Source organism: Pseudomonas sp. NGC7 (assembly GCF_047159675.1).
GTDB lineage: Bacteria > Pseudomonadota > Gammaproteobacteria > Pseudomonadales > Pseudomonadaceae > Aquipseudomonas > Aquipseudomonas kermanshahensis.
This window is the reverse complement of the sequence record NZ_BAAFZY010000001.1, coordinates 299,026-321,449: the sequence shown is the minus strand read 5'-3', so window position 1 is coordinate 321,449 and position 22,424 is coordinate 299,026. Positions and strand designations below refer to the sequence as shown.

Sequence of the window (22,424 nt, the reverse complement as noted above, 5' to 3'; positions counted from 1 at the left end):
ATGGCCTTGCTCGAACTGGAGCGCATCAGCGCACAGTACCCTGGCGCCAGCACCCCGGTGCTGGCCGACATCAACCTGAGCCTGGGGCCACGCCAGCTGCTGGTGGCCCTCGGGCCATCCGGCAGCGGCAAGACGTCGCTGCTCAACCTGATCGCCGGCTTCGTCGCCCCCAGCGGCGGGCGCATCACCCTTGACGGTACACCGGTCAACGGCCCCAGCGCCGAACGCGGAGTGGTGTTCCAGGACGATGCCTTGCTGCCCTGGCAGAACGTGCTGGGCAACGTCGCCTTCGGCCTTGAGCTGGCCGGCGTACCGCGCGCCCAGCGTGAGGCCAAGGCCCGCGAGATGCTGGCCTTGGTCGACCTGGAAGGGTTTGCCGAGCGGCGTATATGGCAATTGTCCGGTGGCCAGAAGCAGCGTGTCGGCCTGGCCCGGGCGCTGGCGGCCGACCCACGGGTACTGCTGATGGACGAGCCGTTCGGCGCGCTCGACGCGTTCACCCGCGAGCAGATGCAAGAGCTGCTGCTGCAGGTTTGGCAGCGCACCGCAAAGCCTGTGTTCCTGATTACCCACGACATTGAAGAAGCGGTGTTCCTCGCCAGCGAGCTGGTGCTGCTGGCGCCCAACCCGGGGCGTGTAGTCGAGCGCCTGCAGTTGGACTTCGGCCAACGCTACGCGGCGGGCGAGCCGGCCCGGGCGATCAAGTCCGACCCACGCTTCATCGAAACCCGCGAGCACGTGCTGGCGCGGGTCTTCTCCCAACGCCAAAGCCTGCAGGAGCGCGCATGAGCAGCCTGGATCTGCCGGTTACCGGCAAACGCGACGCCCACACCCGGCCTGCTGAAAAGGCACGCCGCCCGCTTGCTACCCGCTGGATCAGCACCCTGACCCTGGCCAGCCTGCTGCTGGCCTGGTGGCTGGTGACGGCCGCCGGCTGGATCGAGCCGCTGTTCCTGCCGGCGCCCGGCGATATCCTGGCCAGGGCCTGGACCCTACTGACCCAGGGCTACATGGATGCCAGCCTGTGGCAGCACCTGGGGGCAAGCCTGGGCCGTATCGGCCTGGCACTGGTCGCCGCCACCCTGACCGCCATCCCGGTCGGCATCGCCATCGGTTACAACCGCGTGGCGCGGGGCATTCTCGACCCGCTGATCGAGTTCTACCGCCCTATTCCGCCACTGGCCTATCTGCCGCTCATCGTCATCTGGTGCGGCATCGGCGAGCTGTCGAAAGTGTTGCTGATTTACCTGGCGATCTTCGCCCCGATTGCCATCGCCACCGCCACCGGCGTACGCACCGTCGACCCGGCCAAACTGCGCGCCGCGCAATCGCTGGGGGCGACCAAGGCGCAACTGATCCGCCATGTGATCCTGCCCAGCGCCTTGCCCGACATCCTCACCGGCATCCGCATCGGCCTTGGGGTCGGCTGGTCGACCCTGGTCGCCGCAGAACTGATCGCCGCCACCAGCGGCCTGGGCTTCATGGTGCAGTCGGCGGCGCAGTTCCTGGTCACTGACGTGGTGGTGCTGGGCATTCTGCTGATCGCCCTGATCGCCTTCGCGTTGGAAATGAGCCTGCGCGCGCTGCAACGCAAGCTGGTGCCCTGGCACGGGCAAAGCCACTGACCACGCCGGCATTTCGGCGCCTAGTAAAAACAGATCGAGACCGACATGAGCCTGACCATCACCCCTCTCAGCCCGGCGCTCGGCGCCCAGATCAGCGGCGTGGACATCAGCCGCGACATCACCACCGAGCAGCGCGACGCCATCGAGCAAGCGCTGCTCAAGCACCAGGTGCTGTTCTTCCGCGATCAACCGATCAACCCAGACCAGCAAGCCCGCTTTGCGGCCCGCTTCGGTGACCTGCACATCCACCCGATCTACCCCAACGTGCCGGAAACCCCGCAGGTGCTGGTGCTCGACACGGCGGTCACCGACGTGCGCGACAACGCCGTCTGGCACACCGACGTGACCTTCCTGCCGACCCCGGCGTTGGGTGCGGTGCTCAGCGCCAAGCAACTGCCGGCCTATGGCGGCGACACCCTGTGGGCCAGTGGCATTGCCGCCCTTGAAGCCTTGTCGGCGCCCCTGCGCGAAATGCTTGATGGGCTGACGGCCACCCATGACTTCACCAAGTCGTTCCCGCTCGAGCGTTTTGGCACCACGCCAGAAGACCTGGCGCGCTGGGAAGCGACCCGGCGCAACAACCCGCCGCTGTCACACCCAGTGATCCGCACGCACCCGGTCAGCGGGCGCAAGGCGCTGTTCGTCAACGAAGGGTTCACCACGCGCATCAATGAGTTGAACGAGTATGAGAGCGACGCGTTGCTCAAGCTGCTGTTCGCCCATGCGACCAGGCCTGAGTTCAGCATTCGCTGGCGGTGGCAGGAAAATGATGTGGCGTTCTGGGACAACCGCGTGACCCAGCATTTTGCGGTGGATGATTACCGGCCGAATCGGCGGGTGATGCACCGGGCGACGATTTTGGGGGATGCGCCGTTTTGAACCGCGGGAGGCCGTTGGCCTCCATTCGCAGCACAAGGCTGCTCCTACAGGGGATCGCACATCCTGTAGGAGCAGCCTTGTGCTGCGAAAGGGCCGCAAAGCGGCCCCAGCGGTCTAGCGGACCAGGTGCAAGTACTGCATATGCCGCTCGTACTGGTCGAGGATGTCGTTGATGATCTGCTCCTTGCTGTAGCCCACCAGGTCGTAGTTCTGGCTGCCCTCGCTCAGGTGCACCTCCGCCCGGTAATAACGGCGGTTCTTCAACTCCTGAGCACCCAGCCCACCCAGCGCAAACGACGGCGTGAAATAGCCGCGCATCTGCACCTGGTAGATGAAGGGTTGCTCCTCGCCATGGCCCACTTTCAAGCTGACGTTGTCGTGGCTCGGGTCGTCCTGGGTAATCAGCACCAGGCCCTTCTGCTCGAACACCTCACGCACATCGGCAATCGCCGGGCGCACCACGTCGTCCATGAAGCGGTACACCTCATCGCGTGACGGGAAGTGCACGGCCTGGCTCAGGCGCTGGCGCCAGCCGCCACGACCGCGACGCGACTGAGCGAACGGCGCCAGCGAATGCATCTGCGCAATCTGCCGCTGGGACTCCAGGTAAAACGCCTTGTGCAGCCCCCACATCATGCACAGCAAGATCAGCGAGAACGGCAGCGAGGTCAGCACCACCGCCGACTTCAGCGAATCGATGCTGCCGGCGAACAGCAATGCACTGGTGATCAGCGCGGTCATCGCGCCCCAGAAAATCCGCAGCCAGTTAGGCCCATCTTCATCCGGGTCACCACCCTTGGCCGACAAAGTCGACAGCACCACAGTGCCCGAGTCGGCCGAGGTGACGAAGAACACGAAGCTGATAAACACCGTGGTCGCGATGACCACCTTGCTCCAGGGGTAGGTCTCCAGCAGCAGGTACAGGCTCATCGACGGGTTATCCAGCGCCGATTGACCAAGCGCGGTCATGCCATGGTTGATGACCTGGTCCAACGCGCTGTTGCCGAAGATCGACATCCACGCCAGGGTGAAGCCCAGGGGAATCAGCAACACGCCGAAGACGAATTCGCGGATGGTGCGCCCACGCGAAATACGCGCAATGAACAAGCCCACGAACGGCGCCCAGGCAATCCACCAGGCCCAGTAGAACACCGTCCAGCCGCCCAGCCAGTCGCGGTTTTCGCCATAGGCATAGACGTCGAAGCTCTTGCGGGGCAAGGCGCCGAGGTAGTCTCCCAGGTTCTGGATAAGCGTGTTGAACAGGTGCTGGGTAGGGCCGGCAAACAGCACGAACAGCAACAGCGCGCAGGCCAGGAACAGGTTGATGTCGCTCATCACCCGTACGCCTTTCTCCACCCCGGCGACCGCCACGGCCACCGCCGCGCCCATCATCAGGGTGATCAACGCGACCTGCACCCACTGGCTGTGGCTGATCCCGAACAGGTAATCCAGGCCGGCATTCAAGTGCAACACGCCAAAGCCCATGTCAGCGCCCAGGCCGAACACCGTGGCAATGATGCCGAAGCCATCCACCGCGTAACCAATCGGCCCGTTGATGCGCTTGCCGATCAAGGGGTACAGCGCCGAGCGCAAGGCCAGCGGTAGGTTATGCCGGTAGGCGAAGTAGGCCAGCGCCATGCCGACGAAGGCAAACACGCCCCAGCCATGCAGGCCCCAGTGCAGGAACAGGATCTGCATCGCCTGGCGCCCGGCCTCTGCCGTGCCTGCTTCGCCCTGGGGTGGCTGCAGCATGTGGGTCAGCGGTTCGGACACGCAGAAGAAGAACAGCGTGATGCTGATGCCGGCAGCAAACAGCATGCCGGCCCAGGACAAGTAGCTGAACTCGGGTTCGTCGTGGTCGGCACCGAGCTTGATCTTGCCGTAGCCAGACAAGGCGGTGACCACCACGAAGACCAGGTACAGCGTCATCGCCAGCATGTAGTACCAGCCGACCGTGTTGGCCGCCCAGTTCTGTGCCGCCAGCAACCAGTCGCCTGCGGCTTGCGGGTTGGTGATGACGATGAGGCCGAAGATGAGGATGAAACTTGCCGCGAAATAGAACACCGGAGGGTTCATGCGCATCTTGCCGTTGGCAAGGGTGGGGGTCGGTGCACTCATCGGGCATGCACCTCGTCACGTGACGTAAGGTTCGAAATGAACGGGTTCAGCAAAGGAATCCTCCTGTTGAACACCGGCAGCGGACCAGCGTTTTTTCATTGAACAAGCGTTCAAGTTAACCATGGATCGGGATTTGATGCGAACCGGGGTGCTGATCGGTGCATGCCTGAACCGGCCCGCGAAAGGGCCGGTACAGCCAGTAAAGACCTCAGGTCAGTTCTTGTCCTGGCAATCCAGTTGCAGGTTGGCCTGGGTAATGTTGCTCTCGGCCGGCACGCTGCGGGTGAGCCACACATTACCGCCAATGGTCGAGCCCTTGCCGATGGTAATGCGCCCCAGGATCGTCGCCCCCGCATAGATCACCACGTCGTCCTCGACGATCGGGTGGCGCGGCAGCCCTTTGTGCAGGGTCCCCGACTCATCGCTTGGGAAGCGCTTGGCGCCCAGTGTCACCGCCTGGTAGATACGTACCCGCTCGCCGATGATCGCGGTCTCGCCAATCACCACGCCGGTGCCGTGGTCGATGAAGAAGCTCGGGCCGATCTGCGCGCCGGGGTGGATGTCGATACCGGTCGCCGAATGCGCCAGCTCCGAACTGATACGCGCCAGCAGCGGCAAACCAGCCTGGTACAAGTGATGCGCCAGGCGGTGATGGATGATGGCGAGGATGCCTGGGTAGCACAGCAGCACCTCATCGACACTGCGCGCCGCCGGGTCACCGTGGTAGGCGGCCAGCACGTCGGTGTCGAGCAATACCCGCAGGTTGGGCAGCGCCGCGGCAAAATCCTGGATCAGCCGCAGTGCCTGGGCATCGACGGACACCAAGTCACCCTGGCTCTGCCGGGCGGCGTAGCGCAGCTCCAGGCGGGCCTGGGCCAGCAATGCGGTCAGGGCGGCATCCAGGGTGTGCCCTACGTAAAAATCTTCACTCTCTTCGCGCAGGTCGACCGGCCCAAGGCGCATCGGGAACAGCGCCCCGCACAACTGCTCGAGAATCTGCCGCATGGCCTCGCGAGAGGGCAGTTCGCGCCCGCCCTGCTCGCCAATGCTGCGGCCATTGCGGCTGCGCCATTGCTCACGGGCGCTGCGCAAACCACTGACGATGCTGTGCAGCTGCCAATGCGCGGATGTTGGTTGTTCGCTCACGATGTTCTCCTGCCTGGGGCCAATCTGTCGTTATGCAATCCACTCTACGGCAAATCCATCCCTTGGAAAAAACAACGCTTTATTCCATCCTGCGCTAAGTCGGGCATAAGCCGCGATGACGGCGCCAGTATCCTGGCCTACCCTCAAAGCTGACTTCACTCGGCAGAAAAACAAAACGGAATAATAAGATAATTTTTTATTATTTCCTGGCCTAAGCGGCCAACTTTATAGTCGCCACCCACTACTTCCACACCAAGCGCGGGGCCTGACATGTCGAAATTCGCCAAACCGCTACTCAACGCCAGCCTGGCCATCCTGCTGGGTGCCGGCCTGCTCAGCCAGGCCTTCGCCGGCGAGCAATTGAAGACCATTCAGGAAAAGGGCGTGATCAACGTCGGCCTGGAAGGCACCTACCCACCGTTCAGCTTCGTCAACGCAGACGGAAACCTGACCGGCTTCGAGGTTGAACTCTCCGAGCTGTTGGCCAAGGAGCTCGGGGTCAAAGCCAAGGTTCAACCGACCAAATGGGATGGGATCCTCGCCGCGCTGGAATCCAAGCGTCTGGACGTGGTGATCAACCAAGTGACCATTTCCGAAGAGCGCAAGAAGAAGTACGACTTCTCCGAGCCCTACACCATTTCCGGCATCCAGGCGCTGATCCTGAAGAAGAAGGCCGAGCAGCTGAACATCCACAAAGCGGCTGACCTGGCTGGCAAGAAAGTCGGCGTAGGCCTGGGCACCAACTACGAGCAATGGGTCAAGCAAGATGTTCCGCAAGCAGACGTGCGCACCTATGAAGACGACCCGAGCAAATTCGCCGACCTGCGCAACGGCCGCATCGACGCGATCCTGATCGACCGCCTGGCCGCACTGGAATACGCGCAAAAAGCCAAGGACACCGAGCTTGCCGGCGACGCCTTCTCGCGCCTGGAAAGCGGCGTGGCCCTGCGCAAAGGCGAACCTGAGTTGCTGGCGGCCCTCAACAAGGCCATCGACAAGCTCAAGGCCGACGGCACGCTGGCCAAGCTGTCGGAAAAATACTTCGGTGCCGATGTCACTAAATGATCCCTGAAAGCCTGCAACTCGTTGTCGATTCCACGCCCTTCCTGCTGAAGGGCGCGGGTTATACGGTGCTGCTCAGTGTCGGTGGCATGTTCTTCGGCCTGGTGCTGGGGTTTGCCCTGGCGCTGATGCGGCTGTCGAAGATGTTGCCGCTGGACTGGCTGGCACGCATCTACGTGTCGTTCTTCCGGGGCACGCCGCTGCTGGTGCAGCTGTTCGTGATCTATTTCGGCATGCCGCAGATCGGTATCGAACTCGACCCCATCCCGGCCTCGCTGATCGGCCTGTCGCTGAACATGGCAGCTTACATCTGCGAAATCCTGCGTGCGGCGATTTCCTCGATCGACCGTGGCCAGTGGGAAGCCGCTGCCAGCATTGGCATGACCCGCACCCAGGCCATGCGCCGGGCCATCCTGCCGCAAGCCCTGCGTACAGCCTTGCCGCCGCTGGGCAACAGCTTCATCTCGCTGGTCAAGGACACCGCCCTGGCGGCGACCATCCAGGTGCCCGAGCTGTTCCGCCAGGCCCAGCTGATTACCGCGCGCACCTTCGAAGTCTTCACCATGTACCTGGCTGTGGCGGTTATCTACTGGATCCTCTGCAGTATCCTCGCGCACTTCCAGAACCGCATGGAAGCGCGGGTCAACCAGCATGACCAGGAGCATTGAGCATGATCGTAGTTAAAGGCCTGTCCAAGCAATTCAAGGGCCAGACCGTGCTCAATGGCATCGACCTGACCGTGCAGCCAGGCGAAGTGGTCGCCATCATCGGCCCCAGCGGCTCGGGCAAGACCACCTTCCTGCGCTGCCTCAACCTGCTGGAAACCCCCGACGCCGGGCAGATCCAGATCGGCGCCATCAGCATCGATGCCAATCGCCCGCTGGGTGGGCAGCAGAGCGCGATTCGCCGGTTGCGTCAGCAGGCCGGTTTCGTGTTCCAGAACTTCAACCTGTTCCCCCACCGCACCGCCCTGGAAAACGTCATCGAGGGCCCGGTGATCGTCAAGAAGACGCCCCGCGACCAGGCCATTGCCCTGGGCCGCAAGCTGATGGCCAAGGTAGGCCTGGCGGGCAAGGAAGACGCCTACCCGCGGCGCCTTTCCGGTGGCCAGCAGCAGCGGGTAGCGATTGCCCGTGCCCTGGCGATGGAGCCTGAGGTGATTCTGTTTGACGAACCGACCTCGGCGCTCGACCCGGAGCTGGTTGGCGAAGTGCTCGCCACCATCCGCGGCCTGGCCGAAGAGAAGCGCACCATGATCATCGTTACCCACGAGATGAGTTTTGCCCGTGATGTGGCGAACCGGGTGATCTTCTTCGACAAGGGGGTGATCGTCGAACAGGGTGAAGCCAAGGCGCTGTTTGCGGCGCCCAAGGAAGAGCGTACCCGGCAGTTCTTGCGCAAGTTCCTCGGCACCGCAGCTTCGGAATAAACCTGTACTGGCCTCTTCGCGGGCAAGCCCGCGAAGAAGCCGGCACCTCCTGCGCAAATCTCAACTTCTATATATATTCCAAAAGGTTAGTTCATAATCTTTTGATAAGCCATTAGGGTATATACACCGGACCACCGGACCAGCAAACGTCTGTCGCCATCAGCTGAAGCGACGCATCTACTTTTGTGAGGTTAGGAATGGTCAGGATCACAATCACCCCAGTGCGTATCGCCAGGGCATTGAGTGCAGCCAAGGAGCGGTACTGATGTCCAGCCAGCCAAATACCCTTTTCCACAGCGACGTCGACAGCTCGCCCCTGCTGCTGCCAGCCAAGGTGCTGCGCAACGACGCCGAGGCCCTGCAAGCCGCACGCGAACTGGCCGACGTGGCCCGTGAGCAGGCCGCACGCCGCGACCAGCAACGCAAACTGCCGTGGGCAGAGATCGAGCAGTTCACCCGCAGCGGCCTGGGCAGCATCAGCGTACCCAAGGCCTATGGCGGCCCCGATGTCTCGTTCGAAACTGTGGCGGAAGTCTTCCGCCTGATCAGTGCCGCCGACCCGGCCCTGGGGCAGATCCCGCAGAACCAGTTCGGCATGCTGCAGTTGCTGCGCCTGACCGCCACCGAGGCACAGCAGGCGGTGATCTTCCGCAGCGTGCTGGACGGCTGGCGCATCGGCAATGCCGGCCCCGAGCGCGGCACCAAAGACACCCTGACTCTGAAGGCGAAGATCACCCGCGCAGGCGACGGTTATCGCATCAGTGGTGAAAAGTTCTACTCCACGGGCGCCCTGTACGCCCACTGGGTGGCGGTCAAGGCGCTGGACGACGAAGGCCGCCAGCGCCTGGCCTTCGTCCGCCGCGGCAGCCCTGGGCTGCGCATCGTCGATGACTGGTCTGGGTTCGGCCAACGCACCACCGCCAGCGGCACCGTGCTGCTCGACCAGGTGCCGGTCGATGCGGAACTGGTGATCGACAACTGGCGCCAGCGTGACACGCCGAATATCCAGGGCGCGGCTTCGCAGTTGATCCAGGCAGCCATCGACGCCGGTATCGCCGAAGCGGCCATCGATGATGCCATCAGCTTTGTGCGCGACAAATCGCGGCCCTGGATCGACGCCAAGGTCGAGCGCGCCAGCGACGACCCGTACGTGATCGCCGACATCGGCCGCCTCAAGCTCGAGCTGCACGCTGCCGAGGCGCTGCTACGCAAGGCGGCGCGGGTGCTCGATGAGGTCAATGCCGCCCCCATCGACGCTGCCTCTGCGGCCCGCGCTTCGATCGCCGTGGCCGAAGCCAAGGTGCTGACCACCGAGGTCTCGTTGCAGGCCAGCGAAAAGCTGTTTGAGCTGGCCGGCAGCCGCGCCACCCTGGCCGAGTTCAACCTCGACCGCCACTGGCGCAACGCCCGCGTGCATACCCTGCATGACCCGGTGCGCTGGAAGTACCACGCGGTGGGCGCTTACCACCTGAACGGCAGCCTGCCTGCGCGGCATTCCTGGATCTGATTTGCAGCCTTTGGGGCTGCTGCGCAGCCCATTCGCGGGGCAAGCCCGCTCCCACACCTGAGATCAGTGCAGTGTGTCTGTGGGAGCGGGCTTGCCCCGCGAATGGGCCGCACAGCGGCCCCCGGAGAAACACCATGACCACAAACATCATCACCAGCGACACCCAAGCCCTGGCCATCGCCGAAGATATCGCCCAGCAACTGCGCCGCGACAGCGCCCTGCGCGACCGCGAGCGTCGCCTGCCCCACGCCGAACTGGACCTGTTCACCCGCTCCGGCCTGTGGGCCATCAGCGTGCCCAAGGCCTTCGGCGGCGCCGGTGTGTCCAACGTCACCCTGGCCAAAGTCATCGCCCGCATCGCCCAGGCCGATGGCTCCTTGGGGCAGATCCCGCAAAACCACTTCTATGCCCTGGAAGTGCTGCGGGTAAACGGCAGCCCTGAACAACAGCAACGCCTGTACGCCGAAGTGCTGGCCGGCCGGCGCTTTGGCAATGCCTTGGCCGAACTGGGTACCAAGACCGCCAACGACCGCACCACCCGCCTGAGCCGCGACGGTGATGGGTTCCGTATCAATGGCCGCAAGTTCTATTCCACCGGTGCCCTTTACGCCCAGCGCATCCCGACCTCGGTGATCGATGACGATGGCGTGCAACAATTGGCCTTCGTCCCTGCCGACAGCCAAGGCCTGCAGGTGATCGACGACTGGAGCGGCTTCGGCCAGCGCACCACCGGCAGTGGTTCGGTGGTATTCGACAACGTGTGGGTCAGCGCCAAAGACGTAGTCCCCTTCCAGAGCGCCTTCGAACGCCCGACCCCGGTCGGCCCACTGGCACAGATTCTCCACGCTGCCATCGACACTGGCATCGCTCGCGCCGCCTACGAAGATGCCCTGCACTTCGTGCGCACCCGCAGCCGCCCCTGGGTCGACTCGGGCCTGGACAAGGCCAGCGAAGACCCCTTGACCCTGAAAAGCTTCGGCCAACTGGCGATCCGCCTGCACGCCACCGAAGCCCTGCTCGAACGCGCCGGTGAATACCTCGACCGCGCCCAGCAAGACAGCAGCGTCGACAACGTCGCCGCCGCCTCCATTGCCGTGGCCGAAGCACGCGCCATCAGCACCGAGATTTCCCTCGCCGCCAGCACCACGCTGTTCGAACTGGCCGGCAGCCAGGCCACCCTCGCCGAGCACAATCTCGACCGCCACTGGCGCAACGCCCGCGTGCACACCCTGCACGACCCAGTGCGCTGGAAGTACCACGCCATCGGCAACTACTACCTAAACAACGAAAACCCGCCGCGCCGGGGGACGATCTGATGGCCAAGCAGATTCTGCTCAATGCCTTCAACATGAACTGCATCGGGCACATCAACCATGGCCTGTGGACCCACCCGCGGGACACCTCGACCCAGTACAAAACGCTTGAATACTGGACCGACCTGGCACGCCTGCTGGAACGGGGCTTGTTCGACGGCCTGTTCATCGCCGACATCGTCGGCACCTACGACATCTATGGCCAGTCGCTGGAGGTAACGCTCAAGGAGTCGATCCAGCTACCCGTCAACGACCCCCTGCTGTTGGTCTCGGCCATGGCTGCCGTCACCCGCAACCTGGGCTTCGGCCTTACCGCCAACCTCACCTACGAGGCGCCTTACCTGTTCGCCCGGCGCCTCTCCACGCTCGACCACCTCACCAATGGCCGGGTCGGCTGGAACATCGTCACCGGCTACCTCGACAGCGCGGCCCGCGCCATGGGCCTGGCGCAGCAACCCGAGCATGATCGGCGCTACGACCAGGCCGAGGAGTACCTGCAGGTGCTATACAAGCTGCTCGAAGGCAGCTGGGCTGACGATGCCGTGGTCGCCGACCGCGAGCAGCGCGTCTACGCCCAGCCCGACAAGGTGCGCAAGGTCAGCCACCACGGCGAGTTCTACAACGTCGAGGGCTACCACCTGTGCGAGCCCTCAGCGCAACGCACACCGGTGTTGTTCCAGGCGGGCAGTTCCCCGCGCGGCCTCGCCTTTGCCGGCAACCATGCCGAGTGCGTGTTCATCAGCGGCCAGGACAAAACCGCCACCCGCGCCCAGGTCGACAAGGTGCGCGCGGCCGCCAAGGCAGCGGGCCGCGATCCGCAGTCGGTCAAGGTGTTCATGGGCATCACGGTGATCGTCGCCCCCACTGAGCAACAGGCCCAAGCCAAGCATGCCGAGTACCTTCGCCATGCCAGCCCCGAGGCCGGCGTGGCGCACTTTGCCGCCTCCACCGGCATCGACTTTGCGGCCTATGGGCTGGACGAGCCGATCGGCTTCAGCAAGGGCAACGCCATCCAGTCGGCCACGCGCCAGCTGCAGGAAAACGCCTGGACCCGCCGCCGCCTGCTTGATCAGCACGCCCTGGGCGGGCGCTACGTGACCCTGGTCGGCAGCCCTGAACAGGTCGCCGATGCCCTGATCGCCTGGCTCGACGAAACCGGGCTGGACGGCTTCAACCTAACTCGTACCGTCACCCCAGAAAGCTTTGAGGACTTCATCGACCTGGTCATCCCGCAGCTACAACAGCGTGGCCGCTACAAGACCGCCTACGCCGAGGGCACCCTGCGCGAGAAGTTGTTCGATACCGACCACCCGCACCTGCCCGCCAGCCATCCCGGCTCGCGCTACCGCTTTACCCCAACCCCTGCCCCGACTGGAGCCCTGCACCATGCTTGAGAAACTGTTCCGGCCCGTCGCGGCCATTGCGCTCACCCTTGGCCTGTCCGCCAGCGCCTTCGCCGCCGAGCCGTTGAAAATCGGTACCACCTCCGCCTTTGCGATTCCCCTGGAAACCGCCGTGGAAGAAGCCCACAAGCAAGGCCTGGACGTGAAGCTGATTGAGTTCAGCGACTGGATAGCCCCCAATGTCAGCCTCAACAGCGGCGACATCGACGTGAACTACTTCCAGCACATCCCGTTCCTGGAAAACGCCAAGGCTGCTGCGGGCTTCAACCTGGTGCCCTACGCGCCAGGCATCATCAACAACGTCGGCCTGTACTCGAAAAAGTACAAAAGCTTCGCCGAGCTGCCCGAAGGCGCCAGCGTGGCCATCGCCAACGACCCGATCAACAGCGGCCGTGGCCTGCAGCTACTGGCCAAGGCGGGGCTGATCACGCTTAAACCTGGGGTCGGCTACAAGGCCACGGAAGACGACATCATCGCCAACCCCAAGCACCTTAAAATCCTTCAGGTCGAGGCGGTGCAACTGGTGCGCGCCTATGATGACGCTGACCTGGTCCAGGGCTACCCGGCCTACATCCGCTTGGCCAACAGCTTCGACGCCACCTCCGCGCTGCTGTTCGATGGCCTGGAAAACAAAGAGTACGTGATCCAGTTCGTCATTCGCCCGCAAAGCAAGGACGACCCGCGCCTGGCTAAGTTCGTCGATATCTACCAACACTCGCCCGCGGTGCGCGCGGCCTTGAACAAAGCCCACGGCAACCTCTACCAGGCCGGTTGGGAGGGCTGACATGAGCCAGGCCAGCGCGCTCAGGGCGCCGACACCGCAACCATTGCCGCCAACGGCCAAGGAACAGGCCCTGCGCCCAGAGGTCAACGAAGCCCACGTGCGCTTCATCGGCCTCGGCAAGACCTACCCTGGCCAGGCTCAGCCTGCCTTGCAAGGCATCGACCTGAACATCCGCCATGGCGAGATCTTCGGCATCATCGGCCGCAGCGGCGCCGGCAAGTCGTCGCTGCTGCGTACCATCAACCGCCTGGAACAACCCAGCCAGGGCCGCGTGCTGATCGACCAGGTGGACATCGCGTCCTTCGACGAGGACCGCTTGGTTGCGCTGCGCCGGCGCATCGGCATGATCTTCCAGCACTTCAACCTGATGTCGGCCAAGACCGTGTGGCAAAACGTCGAACTGCCGCTGAAAGTGGCCGGCGTGCCCAAGGCCGAGCGCCAGCGCAAGGTGCGCGCACTGCTGGAGCTGGTCGGCCTGCAGGAAAAGCACCACGTCTACCCCGCGCAGTTGTCGGGCGGGCAAAAGCAACGCGTCGGCATCGCCCGGGCGCTGGTGCACGACCCCGAGATCCTTTTGTGCGACGAGGCCACCTCGGCACTCGACCCTGAAACCACGGCCTCGATCCTTGAACTGCTACGTGACATCAACCAGCGCCTGGGCCTGACCATCGTGCTGATCACCCATGAAATGGCGGTAATCCGCGATATCTGCCACCGCGTGGTGGTGCTGGAGCGCGGCGAAGTGGTCGAGCAAGGGGAAGTCTGGCGGGTATTCGGCACACCGCGCCATGAAGTGACGCGGACCTTGCTCGCGCCCTTGCAGGCCAAGCTGCCCGCGACTTTGCAGGCCAGCCTCAAGGCCAGCCCGCAAAGCCGCGACAGCGCCGTGGTGCTCAAGCTGACCTTGCTCGGCGAGCCGGAGCTTTCTGCCCTGTTCACCGACCTCGGCGGCCGCGTGCGCCTGCTGCAAGGTGGCGTTGAAACCATCGGTGAGCATGCCCTTGGGCAGTTGATCCTGTCGGTGCAGCATTCGCCACACGACACCCACCAATTGCTGGAGCGTGCCCGCCGTTGGGCCGAAGACGTGGAGGTACTGGGCCATGTGGTTTGATCGCCTGCTTGAAGGCTTGCTCGACACCCTGCTGATGGTCGGCGTGTCGTCGCTGATCGCGCTGTTGGTCGGTGTACCGATGGCGGTGCTGCTGGTCACCAGCGACAAGGGCGGCATCTTCGAGGCACCGCTGCTGAACCGGGTGCTGGGCGCGTTCGTCAACCTGTTCCGCTCGATCCCGTTTCTGATCCTGATGGTCGCGCTGATCCCCTTCACCCGCCTGGTGGTAGGCACCACCTATGGTGTGTGGGCGGCCGTGGTGCCGCTGACCATCGCCGCCACCCCCTTCTTTGCCCGGATTGCCGAGGTGAGCTTGCGCGAAGTGGACCACGGCCTGGTGGAAGCAGCGCAAGCCATGGGCTGCCGTCGCTGGCACATCGTCTGGCATGTGCTGCTGCCCGAGGCGCTCCCCGGCATCGTCGGGGGGTTCACCATTACCCTGGTGACCTTGATCAACTCGTCAGCCATGGCCGGGGCGATTGGCGCCGGTGGGCTGGGCGACATTGCCTACCGGTATGGGTACCAGCGCTTCGACAGCCAGATCATGCTGACCGTAATCGCCATGCTGGTGGCGTTGGTGGCGTTGATTCAACTGGGTGGGGATCGGCTGGCGAAGGGGTTGAACAAGCGGTGAGTTGTTAGGGGCCCTTTTCCTGCCGGTGCGGCGCCCCGGCAAGGCTGCTTCAATAGGCGGCGCGGGTCTTGTAGGAGCGGCCTAGCGTCGCGAATGGGATGCGAAGCAGCCCCAGGATCTCACAGGCGCCCCCATCACGCCCAATCTAGGTCTTGCGCCGGCACCGGCCGGCCGAACCAGTAACCCTGGCCCAGCTGGCACTGCTCCTGCAGCAGGAAGCTGGCCTGCTCTTGCTGCTCGATGCCCTCGGCATGCACTTGCATGCCCATGCTGCGGGCCAGGGCAATGATCACCCGCACGATCGCGATGTCGTCATCGTCATGAGGCAGGCCCGCGACAAAGCCCTGATCGATCTTCAGCTTCTGCACCGGCAAACGCTTGAGCCGCAGCAACGACGAATACCCCGTGCCAAAGTCGTCGATCGCCAAGGTCACGCCCAGTTCACGCAGGCGATGCAGCTGCTCCAGCGCCACTTCCGGGTCTTCCATCACCGCACTCTCGGTGACTTCCAGCTCCAACATCGCCGGGGCCAGGCCGGTTTCGTGCAGCACTTCGGCCACCTGCCGATACAACGCGTGCTGGCCAAACAGTCGGCTTGAGATATTCACCGCGACGAACGCCAGCTGCCGGCCTTCGCGCTGCCACTGCACCATCTGCAGGCAAGCCTGACGCAGCACCCAAGTGTCGATTTCGGCAATCAACCCGGTGCGCTCGGCGATCGGTATGAACTCGCTCGGCGGCACCAGGCCGCGCTGGGGATGCGCCCAGCGCACCAGGGTCTCGACCCCTACCCGCTCGGCCGTGGCCAGGTCATGCACCGGCTGGAAGTACACCCGCAGTTCATCCTGCTCCAAGGCACGGCGCAGCTCGCCGGCGGTTTCCACCCGGTGCTGGGCGTGCGCGGTCAGCTCTTCGGTGTACAGCGCATAGCAGGCGCGCCCGCTGCTCTTGGCCTTGAACAGTGCCGCGTCGGCATTGCGCAGCAGCTGCTCGGTGCCCAGCGCATCGCTGGGGAACAGGCTGATGCCGACGCTGACACTGATGAACAGGCGATGGCCATCAAACACGAACGGCTCGCGCATACGCTCGATGATGCGTTGCGCCAGCTTGCCCGCCTGGCCGACTTGCTGGCAGTTCTCGGCCAGTACACCGAACTCGTCCCCCCCCAGCCGCGCCAGGGTCACCCCATTGCCCACCACCTCGCCCAGGCGCTCGCCCACCAGCTTGAGCAACTGATCGCCGATGGTGTGGCCAAGGCCGTCGTTGATGCTCTGGAAATGATCCAGGTCGAGCAGCAGCAAACCGCAACCGCGTTTGTTGGCTTGCGCCGTCACCAGCGCCTGCTCGACGCGGTCGGTGAACAGCAGGCGGTTGGGCAGGCCGGTCAGCGGGTCGTGATGGGCCAGGTAGGCCAATTCCTGCTCGGTATGCTTGATCGCACTGATGTCGCTGAAAACCGCCACGTAATGGCTCAGCTCGCCAGCGTCATCGCGTATGGCGCAGATCGTCTGCCATTGCGGGTAGATCTCGCCGCTTTTTCGGCGGTTCCAGATCTCGCCGCTCCATTCGCCCTTTTTGGCCAGGGTGGCAAAGATCTGCTGATAGAACGACGCGCCATGGCGGCCCGACTTGAATTTGTTCGGGCGCTGGCCAATGACCTCGTCCTGCTGGTAGCCGGTGATACGCATGAAGGCGCGGTTGACGTGCACGATCAGGCCTTGGCGGTCAGTCACCAGCACCCCTTCGAGGGTACTGTCGAACACCGCCGCCGCCATGCGCAGCCGCTCGCGGTCTTCGCAGCGCAGGCGCGCGCCAATGCCGATGAAATTGAGCAGCCGTGCCCGCGACACGAAAATCAGCACCGCGCTGAACAAGACCCAAATCACCACATTGATCTGCCGCCCCACCGTCAGTGCCAGCGGGTCGTCAGTCATACCATGCAGGAGCATCTCCGCCAGCACCAGCCAGAGGATCGACAGCACCACATAGAGCGCAGCCATGCGCAAGGCGTCGCGAACGGAAACAGACATGTCGGGTGGAATAGCCCATGAACGAAGAGCGCGCATTATAAAGGGTGAAACATGTCGTGACGTCCTATCTGAAAGGGTGACTGGTTTTATTTCCCTGCCAAGGGATAATCAGACCCTTCCCCTGTGTTCTCGAGGGTTTTAACACCTATGTGGTACAACGGCCTGCTCGACTTGTCGGCCTGGCAACTGGTCGGCATCACTTTGTTGATGACCCATGTGACCATCGTCAGCGTCACGGTTTACCTGCATCGCTACTCCGCGCACCGGGCCTTGGAGCTCAACGGCGCGCTCAAGCACTTCTTCCGTTTCTGGCTGTGGCTGACCACGGCGCAGAACACCCGCGAGTGGACCGCCGTCCACCGCAAGCACCACGCCAAGTGCGAAACCCCGGACGACCCGCACAGCCCGGTGCACAAGGGTTTGAGCACGGTCCTGCGCAAAGGCGCCGAGCTCTACCGCGAAGAGGCACGCAACCCCGAAACCCTGCGCATCTATGGCAAGAACTGCCCGGACGACTGGATCGAGCGCAACCTCTACTCGCGGTACAAGCTGGGCGGCATTGCCCTGCTGGCGGTGATCGACTTGCTGCTGTTCGGCACTATTGGCATCACCATCTGGGCGGTGCAGATGATGTGGATTCCGTTCTGGGCCGCTGGCGTGGTCAATGGCCTGGGCCATGCCGTCGGCTACCGCAATTTCGAATGCCGGGACGCCGCCACCAACCTGGTGCCGTGGGGCATCGTCATCGGTGGCGAAGAGCTGCACAACAACCACCACACCTACCCCAACTCGGCCAAGCTGTCGGTAAAACGCTGGGAATTCGACATGGGCTGGGCCTGGATACGCCTGTTCTGCTTCCTGCGCCTGGCCAAGGTGCAGCGTGTGGCGCCGATCGCCCACAGGGTCGAAGGCAAGGCCAACCTGGACATGGACACTGCCATGGCGATCCTTAACAACCGCTTCCAGATCATGGCCCAGTACCGCAAGCTGGTGATCGGCCCGCTGGTGCAGCAAGAGCTGGCCAAGGTCGACGCGTCGATGCGCCACCGTTTCCGCCGCGCCAAGCGCCTGCTGTCGCGGGAGACCAGCCTGTTGGAAGACCGCCACCACGTGCGCATCGAGACGCTGCTCGCGCATAGCCAGGCCCTCAAGGTCATTTACGAAAAACGCCTGGCCCTGCAGCAAATCTGGGCACGCACCAGCGCCAATGGCCACGACATGCTCGCGGCCATGAAGGACTGGGTGCACGAGGCCGAAGCCAGCGGCATCCATGCCCTGCACGACTTCGCCGCACAACTGAAAACCTACTCCCTGCGCCCAACCGGCGCCTGACCGCCGTTGATCGGCACGCCCTGCTGGCAGGGCGTGCCGCCTGGAACTTCCCCTCCTGCCCACCACTCCAACTCGGCACATCGCCCGCGTGGCGGGCCTGATGCTGCCCGCACGCTCACTTGTCGAGACTCGCTCGTGCACATGGCCAAGAACATTCCTACTTCCCTGCCCGGCCCCCCACCTCCAGAAGCCGCCAAGACCTTGCTGGCCCTGCTGCACGCCCAAGGCGAAGTCGCCCGCCTGAGTGAACGCGAACAACTCTTCAGTTCGTTGCTGGACAGCGTCAATGCCGTGCTCTGGGCCTTTGACTGGGAAGCCCGCCAGGTGCTCTACGTCAGCCCGGCGTACGAACGTATCTTTGGCCGCCCGATCAGCCTGGTGCTGGCCGACTACAACGAGTGGCGCGACAGCATCTACCCCGACGACCTGGAGTACGCCGAGCGCAGCCTGGCCCAAGTGCTGCTCAAAGGCTCGGTGGAGGACCGCGAATACCGCATCCTCAATGCCGAAGGCCAGGTACGCTGGCTGAGTGACAAGTGCTACATCAACCAGCACCGCGAGGGCGAACAGCGGGTCATCGTTGTCGGTATCGCCGAAGACATCACCGAAAAGAAGCAACTCGAAGGCGAACTGCATCGCCTGGCCACCACCGACGTGCTGACCCAGAGCAGCAACCGCCGGCACTTCTTCGAATGTGCCCAGCAGGCCTTCGACAGCGCCCGCGAGGACGGCACGCCACTGGCCTTCCTGCTGCTGGACATCGACGATTTCAAACAGATCAATGACAGCTACGGGCACCAGGAAGGCGACCAGGTGCTGCAGCGCATCGCCGACAGCGGCAAAGCCGTGCTACGCCGAGGTGACCAGTTTGGACGTATTGGTGGCGAGGAGTTTGCGGCCGTGTTCCCAGGCTGTAATGCACAAGTGGCCGAGCAGATCGCCGAGCGTTTGCAGCGAGAGATCCAACGGCTGAGCTTCAGCCACGACGAGCACATCTACGGGGTGACCGTGAGCCAGGGGCTGACGGCGTTGACGGATGAGGATGAGTCGCTGGACAGCCTGTTCGCCCGCGCCGATGCGGCGATGTATCGGGCCAAGCGGCAGGGGAAGAATCAGATTGTGCGGGGCTGAACTCAGCACAGGCCATGCACGATTTGTAGGAGCGGCCTTGCGTCGCGAAAGGGGCGCGTAGCGGCCCCAGGCTTTCAGCTTCGCCGCCGATATTGCCGGGGCTGCTTCGCAGCCCTTTCGCGACGCAAGGCCGCTCCTACAAGAATCGCACGTGATGTCAGATGGAGGCTTCGTCCTGCGGCTTCTCCACTTTGCGCAACCGGCCCAGCTCCGCCAAGCCGAGCTTGAGCAGCCGCGCAGTCTTGTTACTGGCAACCTGCTCCAACCCATGCTCAGCCGGCAGCCGTGACAATTGCCCGGCCAGGTTCATCGCGAGGATCTCCCGCGAATACACGCCACCGCCCAGTTGGTAGATGGCCGCGATCAGTTCACGCAGTGCCAGTGGCAAGCGCCAGCGCGTGCGCAGTGCCGAACCGAATGCCGCGCCGTATTCATCGAGCGACTTGCGGACCGTGCCCTCGTCCAACTCACCGCCGGCCAGGCGCCACTCTTGCAGGCAGCGCAGCACCGCCAGGTCGCCCAGGCAATGCAACAGCCCGGCGCAGTAACAACGCCCTTCATCCAGCTCCAACATACGCGCGAGGCTGCGGCCGTATTCAGCGCAGTGCAGCGAGAGGTTCCAGAAGTGCGCCGCGTGCTGCGCCAGCAAGGGGTCGCTCAGCCGTGCGCTGCGCTTGAGGGTCATGCCCAGGATGAGGTTCATGCTCTGGGTGCTGCCAAGCTTGTTCAACGCCTGCAGCAACGTTTGCACGGGCGCGTCGCGGTGCAGGGCGGCGCTGTTGGCGGCGGCGATGAGCACTGCGGTAACCTGCGGGTCGTTGCGCACTTCCTCTTCAAGCACCTTGAGGTTCAGGCCCTGAGGGTTCAGCGCGCGCTTGATCGCCACCTGCACATCGGCCAGCAGCGGCCCGCCATCGGCCGTTGCGCGGCGCTGCTCGAGGTAACCGGCCAGGCTGGCCCCCGGCTGCAAAGGCGGCACTGGGCAGGCGATTTCTTCGCCAACGGCCAGCAGGAGTTCTTCCAGGCGCTTGCGCAGGTTGTCCAGGTTCAGTGGCTTGCTCAGGTAAGCGGTGGGGTGCAGGGGCAACGCTTCGCGCACGCTGGCACTGTCGCTGCGGTTGCTCATGAGAATGAACGGCAACCCCGGGCCCTTAGCGCGAACCTTGCGCAGCAGGTCGAGGCCATCGACGCCGGCCAGCTCACGCGCAGCGATGATCAGGTCGGGCTTGCTCGACAGCGCGCTCAGCGCCTGCGAGCCGTCGGCGCAGACCTGCAGACGGGCGTCGCAACGCACGCTGAGCAGCATCTCCTTGAGCATGTCACGCACCCACGGGTCGCCCTCGACAATCAGTACGCAAGGTGGGGTGGGGTCTACAGCGCTCATGGCCAACTCCTGAATATCCCTGACACGCAATCCGTCGCAGCTTCCAAGGCAAGTCCTGCGTCAACGATAGCGTCCATCACGTTTTCTGGGCACAAAAAAAACCCGCCGAGGCGGGTTTTTTCTGAAGCGTGTCACATTAGGCGAGTTCGGCGAAGCACTCTTCGATGATCGCCAGGCCTTTGTCCAGCAGTGCGTCTTCGGCGGTCAGCGGGACCAGAATACGCAGGACGTTGCCGTAGGTGCCGCAGGACAGCAGGATCAGACCCTTGTCACGTGCCTTGGCAACCACTTGGCCAACGGCAGCAGCATTCGGGGTGTGAGTGCCTTTCTCGAAGACTTCGACGGCAATCATCGAGCCCAGACCACGGATGTCACCGATGATTGGGTTCTTTTCCTGGATCTTGCGCAGGCCCGTCACCAGGTGCTCACCAACAGCCTTGCTGCGGTCCAGCAGTTTTTCTTCTTCGAACACTTCGATCACGGCCAGGGCCGCGGCGCAAGCGATCGGCGAACCGGCGTAGGTGCCGCCCAGGCCGCCTGGTGCGATGGCGTCCATGTACTCGGCCTTGCCGCACACACCGGCCAGCGGGAAGCCGCCAGCGATGGATTTGGCGAAGGTGGTCAGGTCAGGCGCAACGCCCATCTGTTCCATGGCGAAGAAGGTGCCAGTACGGCCAGCGCCAGTCTGTACTTCGTCGGCGATCAGCAGGATGCCGTGCTGGTCGCACAGGGCGCGCAGGCGCTGCATCAGCTCTTTCGGCGCTGGCAGGAAGCCGCCTTCGCCTTGTACGGGCTCGAGGATGATCGCGGCGATGTCCTTAGGCTCGGCATCGTTCTTGAAGATGCGCTCAACCGACGCGATGGCGTCGTCGACGCTCACACCGTGCAGTTCGTTCGGGAACAGTGCGCGGAAGATGCCGCCTGGCATCAGGCCCATGCCAGCGGAGTACGGCACGACCTTGCCGGTCAGGCCCAGGGTCATCATGGTACGGCCGTGGTAGGCGCCGGTGAAGGCGATCACGCCAGCGCGGCCAGTGGCGGCACGGGCGATCTTGACGGCGTTTTCAACGGCTTCGGAGCCGGTGGTGACCAGCAGGGTCTTCTTGTCGAAGTCGCCTGGGACCAGCTTGTTGATCTTTTCGCACAGCTCTACGTAGGGTTCGTAGGCCAGCACCTGGAAGCAGGTGTGGCTGACTTTGGTCAGCTGCTCTTGCACGGCTGCGACCACTTTCGGGTGCAGGTGGCCGGTGTTCAGTACTGCGATGCCGCCCGCGAAGTCGATCAGTTCGCGGCCTTCAACGTCGATCACCGTCGAGTTCTTCGCGGTGTCTACGAAGATCGGGTGGATTTGGCCGACGCCACGTGGGACGGCGGCTACACGGCGTTGCATCAAGGATTCGTTGGTCTTGCTCATAATGCCCTCATTGCGCCGATCAGAATGGCGCTTTTATTCGGGGGTGGCTGGGAGTGCTCGCGCACAGTATTCGTTGATCGACTGCCGTGAACGCCCTGGCCACCAGGTACTGCATGTAAAAA

The 22,424-nt window shown here is 63.7% G+C and carries 19 protein-coding genes; 14 read left to right on the top strand and 5 right to left on the bottom strand.

Annotated features, from left to right (window positions below; translation table 11 throughout):
- From tauB to tauD, 3 genes are read left to right on the top strand one after another with little or no spacing between them, the layout of a single operon-like run.
- Entirely contained in the window at positions 1-789 is a 789-nt protein-coding gene (gene tauB / locus ACMCNM_RS01435; protein WP_412763829.1) for a taurine ABC transporter ATP-binding subunit, read from the top strand.
- On the top strand, positions 786-1,625 hold the full coding sequence (gene tauC / locus ACMCNM_RS01430) for a taurine ABC transporter permease TauC (protein ID WP_099428066.1): 840 nt from the start codon (positions 786-788) through the stop codon (positions 1,623-1,625). Before tauB ends, tauC begins: the two co-directional genes overlap by 4 nt.
- A 45-nt stretch (positions 1,626-1,670) precedes the next feature.
- A complete protein-coding gene (gene tauD / locus ACMCNM_RS01425; protein WP_085273873.1) occupies positions 1,671-2,504 on the top strand; it encodes a taurine dioxygenase in 834 nt (277 codons plus the stop codon).
- A 114-nt stretch (positions 2,505-2,618) separates the two neighbouring features.
- Here the strand turns inward: tauD and betT are convergent, their stop codons facing one another.
- Together betT and epsC are read right to left on the bottom strand one after the other, a co-directional pair.
- Positions 2,619-4,580, bottom strand: a complete 1,962-nt coding sequence (gene betT, locus ACMCNM_RS01420; protein WP_172960398.1) for a choline transporter BetT — start codon at positions 4,578-4,580, stop codon at positions 2,619-2,621.
- A gap of 255 nt (positions 4,581-4,835) precedes the next feature.
- Positions 4,836-5,768: a serine O-acetyltransferase EpsC gene (epsC, locus tag ACMCNM_RS01415; RefSeq protein WP_186681849.1), complete on the bottom strand. Its 933-nt coding sequence runs from the start codon at positions 5,766-5,768 to the stop codon at positions 4,836-4,838.
- 270 nt (positions 5,769-6,038) lie between these two features.
- Here epsC and tcyJ point away from each other — a divergent pair, with 270 nt between their 5' ends.
- The 9 genes from tcyJ to ACMCNM_RS01370 all read left to right on the top strand — a co-directional run bounded on the left by tcyJ (position 6,039) and on the right by ACMCNM_RS01370 (position 15,011).
- Positions 6,039-6,833 (top strand): cystine ABC transporter substrate-binding protein, encoded by a 795-nt coding sequence (tcyJ, locus tag ACMCNM_RS01410; protein WP_027595169.1) that lies wholly within the window; start codon positions 6,039-6,041, stop codon positions 6,831-6,833.
- Positions 6,830-7,498 (top strand): cystine ABC transporter permease, encoded by a 669-nt coding sequence (tcyL, locus tag ACMCNM_RS01405; RefSeq protein WP_085273874.1) that lies wholly within the window; start codon positions 6,830-6,832, stop codon positions 7,496-7,498. Before tcyJ ends, tcyL begins: the two co-directional genes overlap by 4 nt.
- 2 nt (positions 7,499-7,500) lie before the next feature.
- Positions 7,501-8,259, top strand: a complete 759-nt coding sequence (gene tcyN, locus ACMCNM_RS01400) for an L-cystine ABC transporter ATP-binding protein TcyN (protein ID WP_085273875.1) — start codon at positions 7,501-7,503, stop codon at positions 8,257-8,259.
- Between the two features lie 265 nt (positions 8,260-8,524).
- Positions 8,525-9,766, top strand: coding sequence for an SfnB family sulfur acquisition oxidoreductase (locus ACMCNM_RS01395; protein ID WP_099452616.1), 1,242 nt, complete (start codon positions 8,525-8,527; stop codon positions 9,764-9,766).
- 134 nt (positions 9,767-9,900) lie between these two features.
- Positions 9,901-11,082 (top strand): SfnB family sulfur acquisition oxidoreductase, encoded by a 1,182-nt coding sequence (locus ACMCNM_RS01390; RefSeq protein ID WP_412763828.1) that lies wholly within the window; start codon positions 9,901-9,903, stop codon positions 11,080-11,082.
- On the top strand, positions 11,082-12,473 hold the full coding sequence (locus tag ACMCNM_RS01385; protein WP_412763827.1) for an LLM class flavin-dependent oxidoreductase: 1,392 nt from the start codon (positions 11,082-11,084) through the stop codon (positions 12,471-12,473). The genes ACMCNM_RS01390 and ACMCNM_RS01385 overlap by 1 nt, the downstream gene beginning before the upstream one ends.
- Entirely contained in the window at positions 12,466-13,266 is an 801-nt protein-coding gene (locus tag ACMCNM_RS01380; RefSeq protein ID WP_412763826.1) for a MetQ/NlpA family ABC transporter substrate-binding protein, read from the top strand. The genes ACMCNM_RS01385 and ACMCNM_RS01380 overlap by 8 nt, the downstream gene beginning before the upstream one ends.
- 1 nt (position 13,267) lies before the next feature.
- Positions 13,268-14,377 carry a methionine ABC transporter ATP-binding protein gene (locus ACMCNM_RS01375; protein WP_412763825.1) on the top strand — a complete coding sequence of 370 codons (1,110 nt, stop codon included), beginning with the start codon at positions 13,268-13,270 and terminating at the stop codon, positions 14,375-14,377.
- Positions 14,367-15,011, top strand: a complete 645-nt coding sequence (locus ACMCNM_RS01370) for a methionine ABC transporter permease (protein ID WP_008096606.1) — start codon at positions 14,367-14,369, stop codon at positions 15,009-15,011. The genes ACMCNM_RS01375 and ACMCNM_RS01370 overlap by 11 nt, the downstream gene beginning before the upstream one ends.
- A gap of 134 nt (positions 15,012-15,145) precedes the next feature.
- On the opposite strand, the gene dibA is transcribed toward ACMCNM_RS01370, so the two are convergent.
- On the bottom strand, positions 15,146-17,041 hold the full coding sequence (gene dibA / locus ACMCNM_RS01365; protein ID WP_412763824.1) for a phosphodiesterase DibA: 1,896 nt from the start codon (positions 17,039-17,041) through the stop codon (positions 15,146-15,148).
- A 147-nt stretch (positions 17,042-17,188) separates the two neighbouring features.
- On the opposite strand from dibA, the gene desA reads away from it, so the two are divergent.
- Both desA and ACMCNM_RS01355 read left to right on the top strand, forming a co-directional pair.
- On the top strand, positions 17,189-18,373 hold the full coding sequence (desA, locus tag ACMCNM_RS01360) for a delta-9 fatty acid desaturase DesA (RefSeq protein ID WP_085273883.1): 1,185 nt from the start codon (positions 17,189-17,191) through the stop codon (positions 18,371-18,373).
- Positions 18,374-18,514: 141 nt separating this feature from the next.
- On the top strand, positions 18,515-19,504 hold the full coding sequence (locus tag ACMCNM_RS01355) for a GGDEF domain-containing protein (RefSeq protein WP_412763823.1): 990 nt from the start codon (positions 18,515-18,517) through the stop codon (positions 19,502-19,504).
- Positions 19,505-19,661: 157 nt separating this feature from the next.
- On the opposite strand, the gene ACMCNM_RS01350 is transcribed toward ACMCNM_RS01355, so the two are convergent.
- On the bottom strand, positions 19,662-20,888 hold the full coding sequence (locus ACMCNM_RS01350; protein WP_186681837.1) for a response regulator: 1,227 nt from the start codon (positions 20,886-20,888) through the stop codon (positions 19,662-19,664).
- A 136-nt stretch (positions 20,889-21,024) separates the two neighbouring features.
- Positions 21,025-22,302 (bottom strand): 4-aminobutyrate--2-oxoglutarate transaminase, encoded by a 1,278-nt coding sequence (gene gabT, locus ACMCNM_RS01345; RefSeq protein ID WP_027595155.1) that lies wholly within the window; start codon positions 22,300-22,302, stop codon positions 21,025-21,027.
- Positions 22,303-22,424: the final 122 nt, after the last annotated feature.

Bases quoted from the DNA above. Each gene is read 5' to 3' on its own strand.
- desA (WP_085273883.1), top strand. From the start codon at position 17,189: ATGTGGTACAACGGCCTGCTCGACTTGTCGGCCTGGCAACTGGTCGGC.
- ACMCNM_RS01350 (WP_186681837.1), bottom strand. From the start codon at position 20,888: ATGAGCGCTGTAGACCCCACCCCACCTTGCGTACTGATTGTCGAGGGC.
- ACMCNM_RS01385 (WP_412763827.1), top strand. From the start codon at position 11,082: ATGGCCAAGCAGATTCTGCTCAATGCCTTCAACATGAACTGCATCGGG.
- ACMCNM_RS01370 (WP_008096606.1), top strand. From the start codon at position 14,367: ATGTGGTTTGATCGCCTGCTTGAAGGCTTGCTCGACACCCTGCTGATG.
- tauC (WP_099428066.1), top strand. From the start codon at position 786: ATGAGCAGCCTGGATCTGCCGGTTACCGGCAAACGCGACGCCCACACC.
- tcyJ (WP_027595169.1), top strand. From the start codon at position 6,039: ATGTCGAAATTCGCCAAACCGCTACTCAACGCCAGCCTGGCCATCCTG.
- gabT (WP_027595155.1), bottom strand. From the start codon at position 22,302: ATGAGCAAGACCAACGAATCCTTGATGCAACGCCGTGTAGCCGCCGTC.
- ACMCNM_RS01380 (WP_412763826.1), top strand. From the start codon at position 12,466: ATGCTTGAGAAACTGTTCCGGCCCGTCGCGGCCATTGCGCTCACCCTT.
- dibA (WP_412763824.1), bottom strand. From the start codon at position 17,041: ATGTCTGTTTCCGTTCGCGACGCCTTGCGCATGGCTGCGCTCTATGTG.
- tauB (WP_412763829.1), top strand. From the start codon at position 1: ATGGCCTTGCTCGAACTGGAGCGCATCAGCGCACAGTACCCTGGCGCC.
- ACMCNM_RS01375 (WP_412763825.1), top strand. From the start codon at position 13,268: ATGAGCCAGGCCAGCGCGCTCAGGGCGCCGACACCGCAACCATTGCCG.
- ACMCNM_RS01390 (WP_412763828.1), top strand. From the start codon at position 9,901: ATGACCACAAACATCATCACCAGCGACACCCAAGCCCTGGCCATCGCC.
- betT (WP_172960398.1), bottom strand. From the start codon at position 4,580: ATGAACCCTCCGGTGTTCTATTTCGCGGCAAGTTTCATCCTCATCTTC.
- tauD (WP_085273873.1), top strand. From the start codon at position 1,671: ATGAGCCTGACCATCACCCCTCTCAGCCCGGCGCTCGGCGCCCAGATC.
- ACMCNM_RS01355 (WP_412763823.1), top strand. From the start codon at position 18,515: ATGGCCAAGAACATTCCTACTTCCCTGCCCGGCCCCCCACCTCCAGAA.
- tcyN (WP_085273875.1), top strand. From the start codon at position 7,501: ATGATCGTAGTTAAAGGCCTGTCCAAGCAATTCAAGGGCCAGACCGTG.
- ACMCNM_RS01395 (WP_099452616.1), top strand. From the start codon at position 8,525: ATGTCCAGCCAGCCAAATACCCTTTTCCACAGCGACGTCGACAGCTCG.
- tcyL (WP_085273874.1), top strand. From the start codon at position 6,830: ATGATCCCTGAAAGCCTGCAACTCGTTGTCGATTCCACGCCCTTCCTG.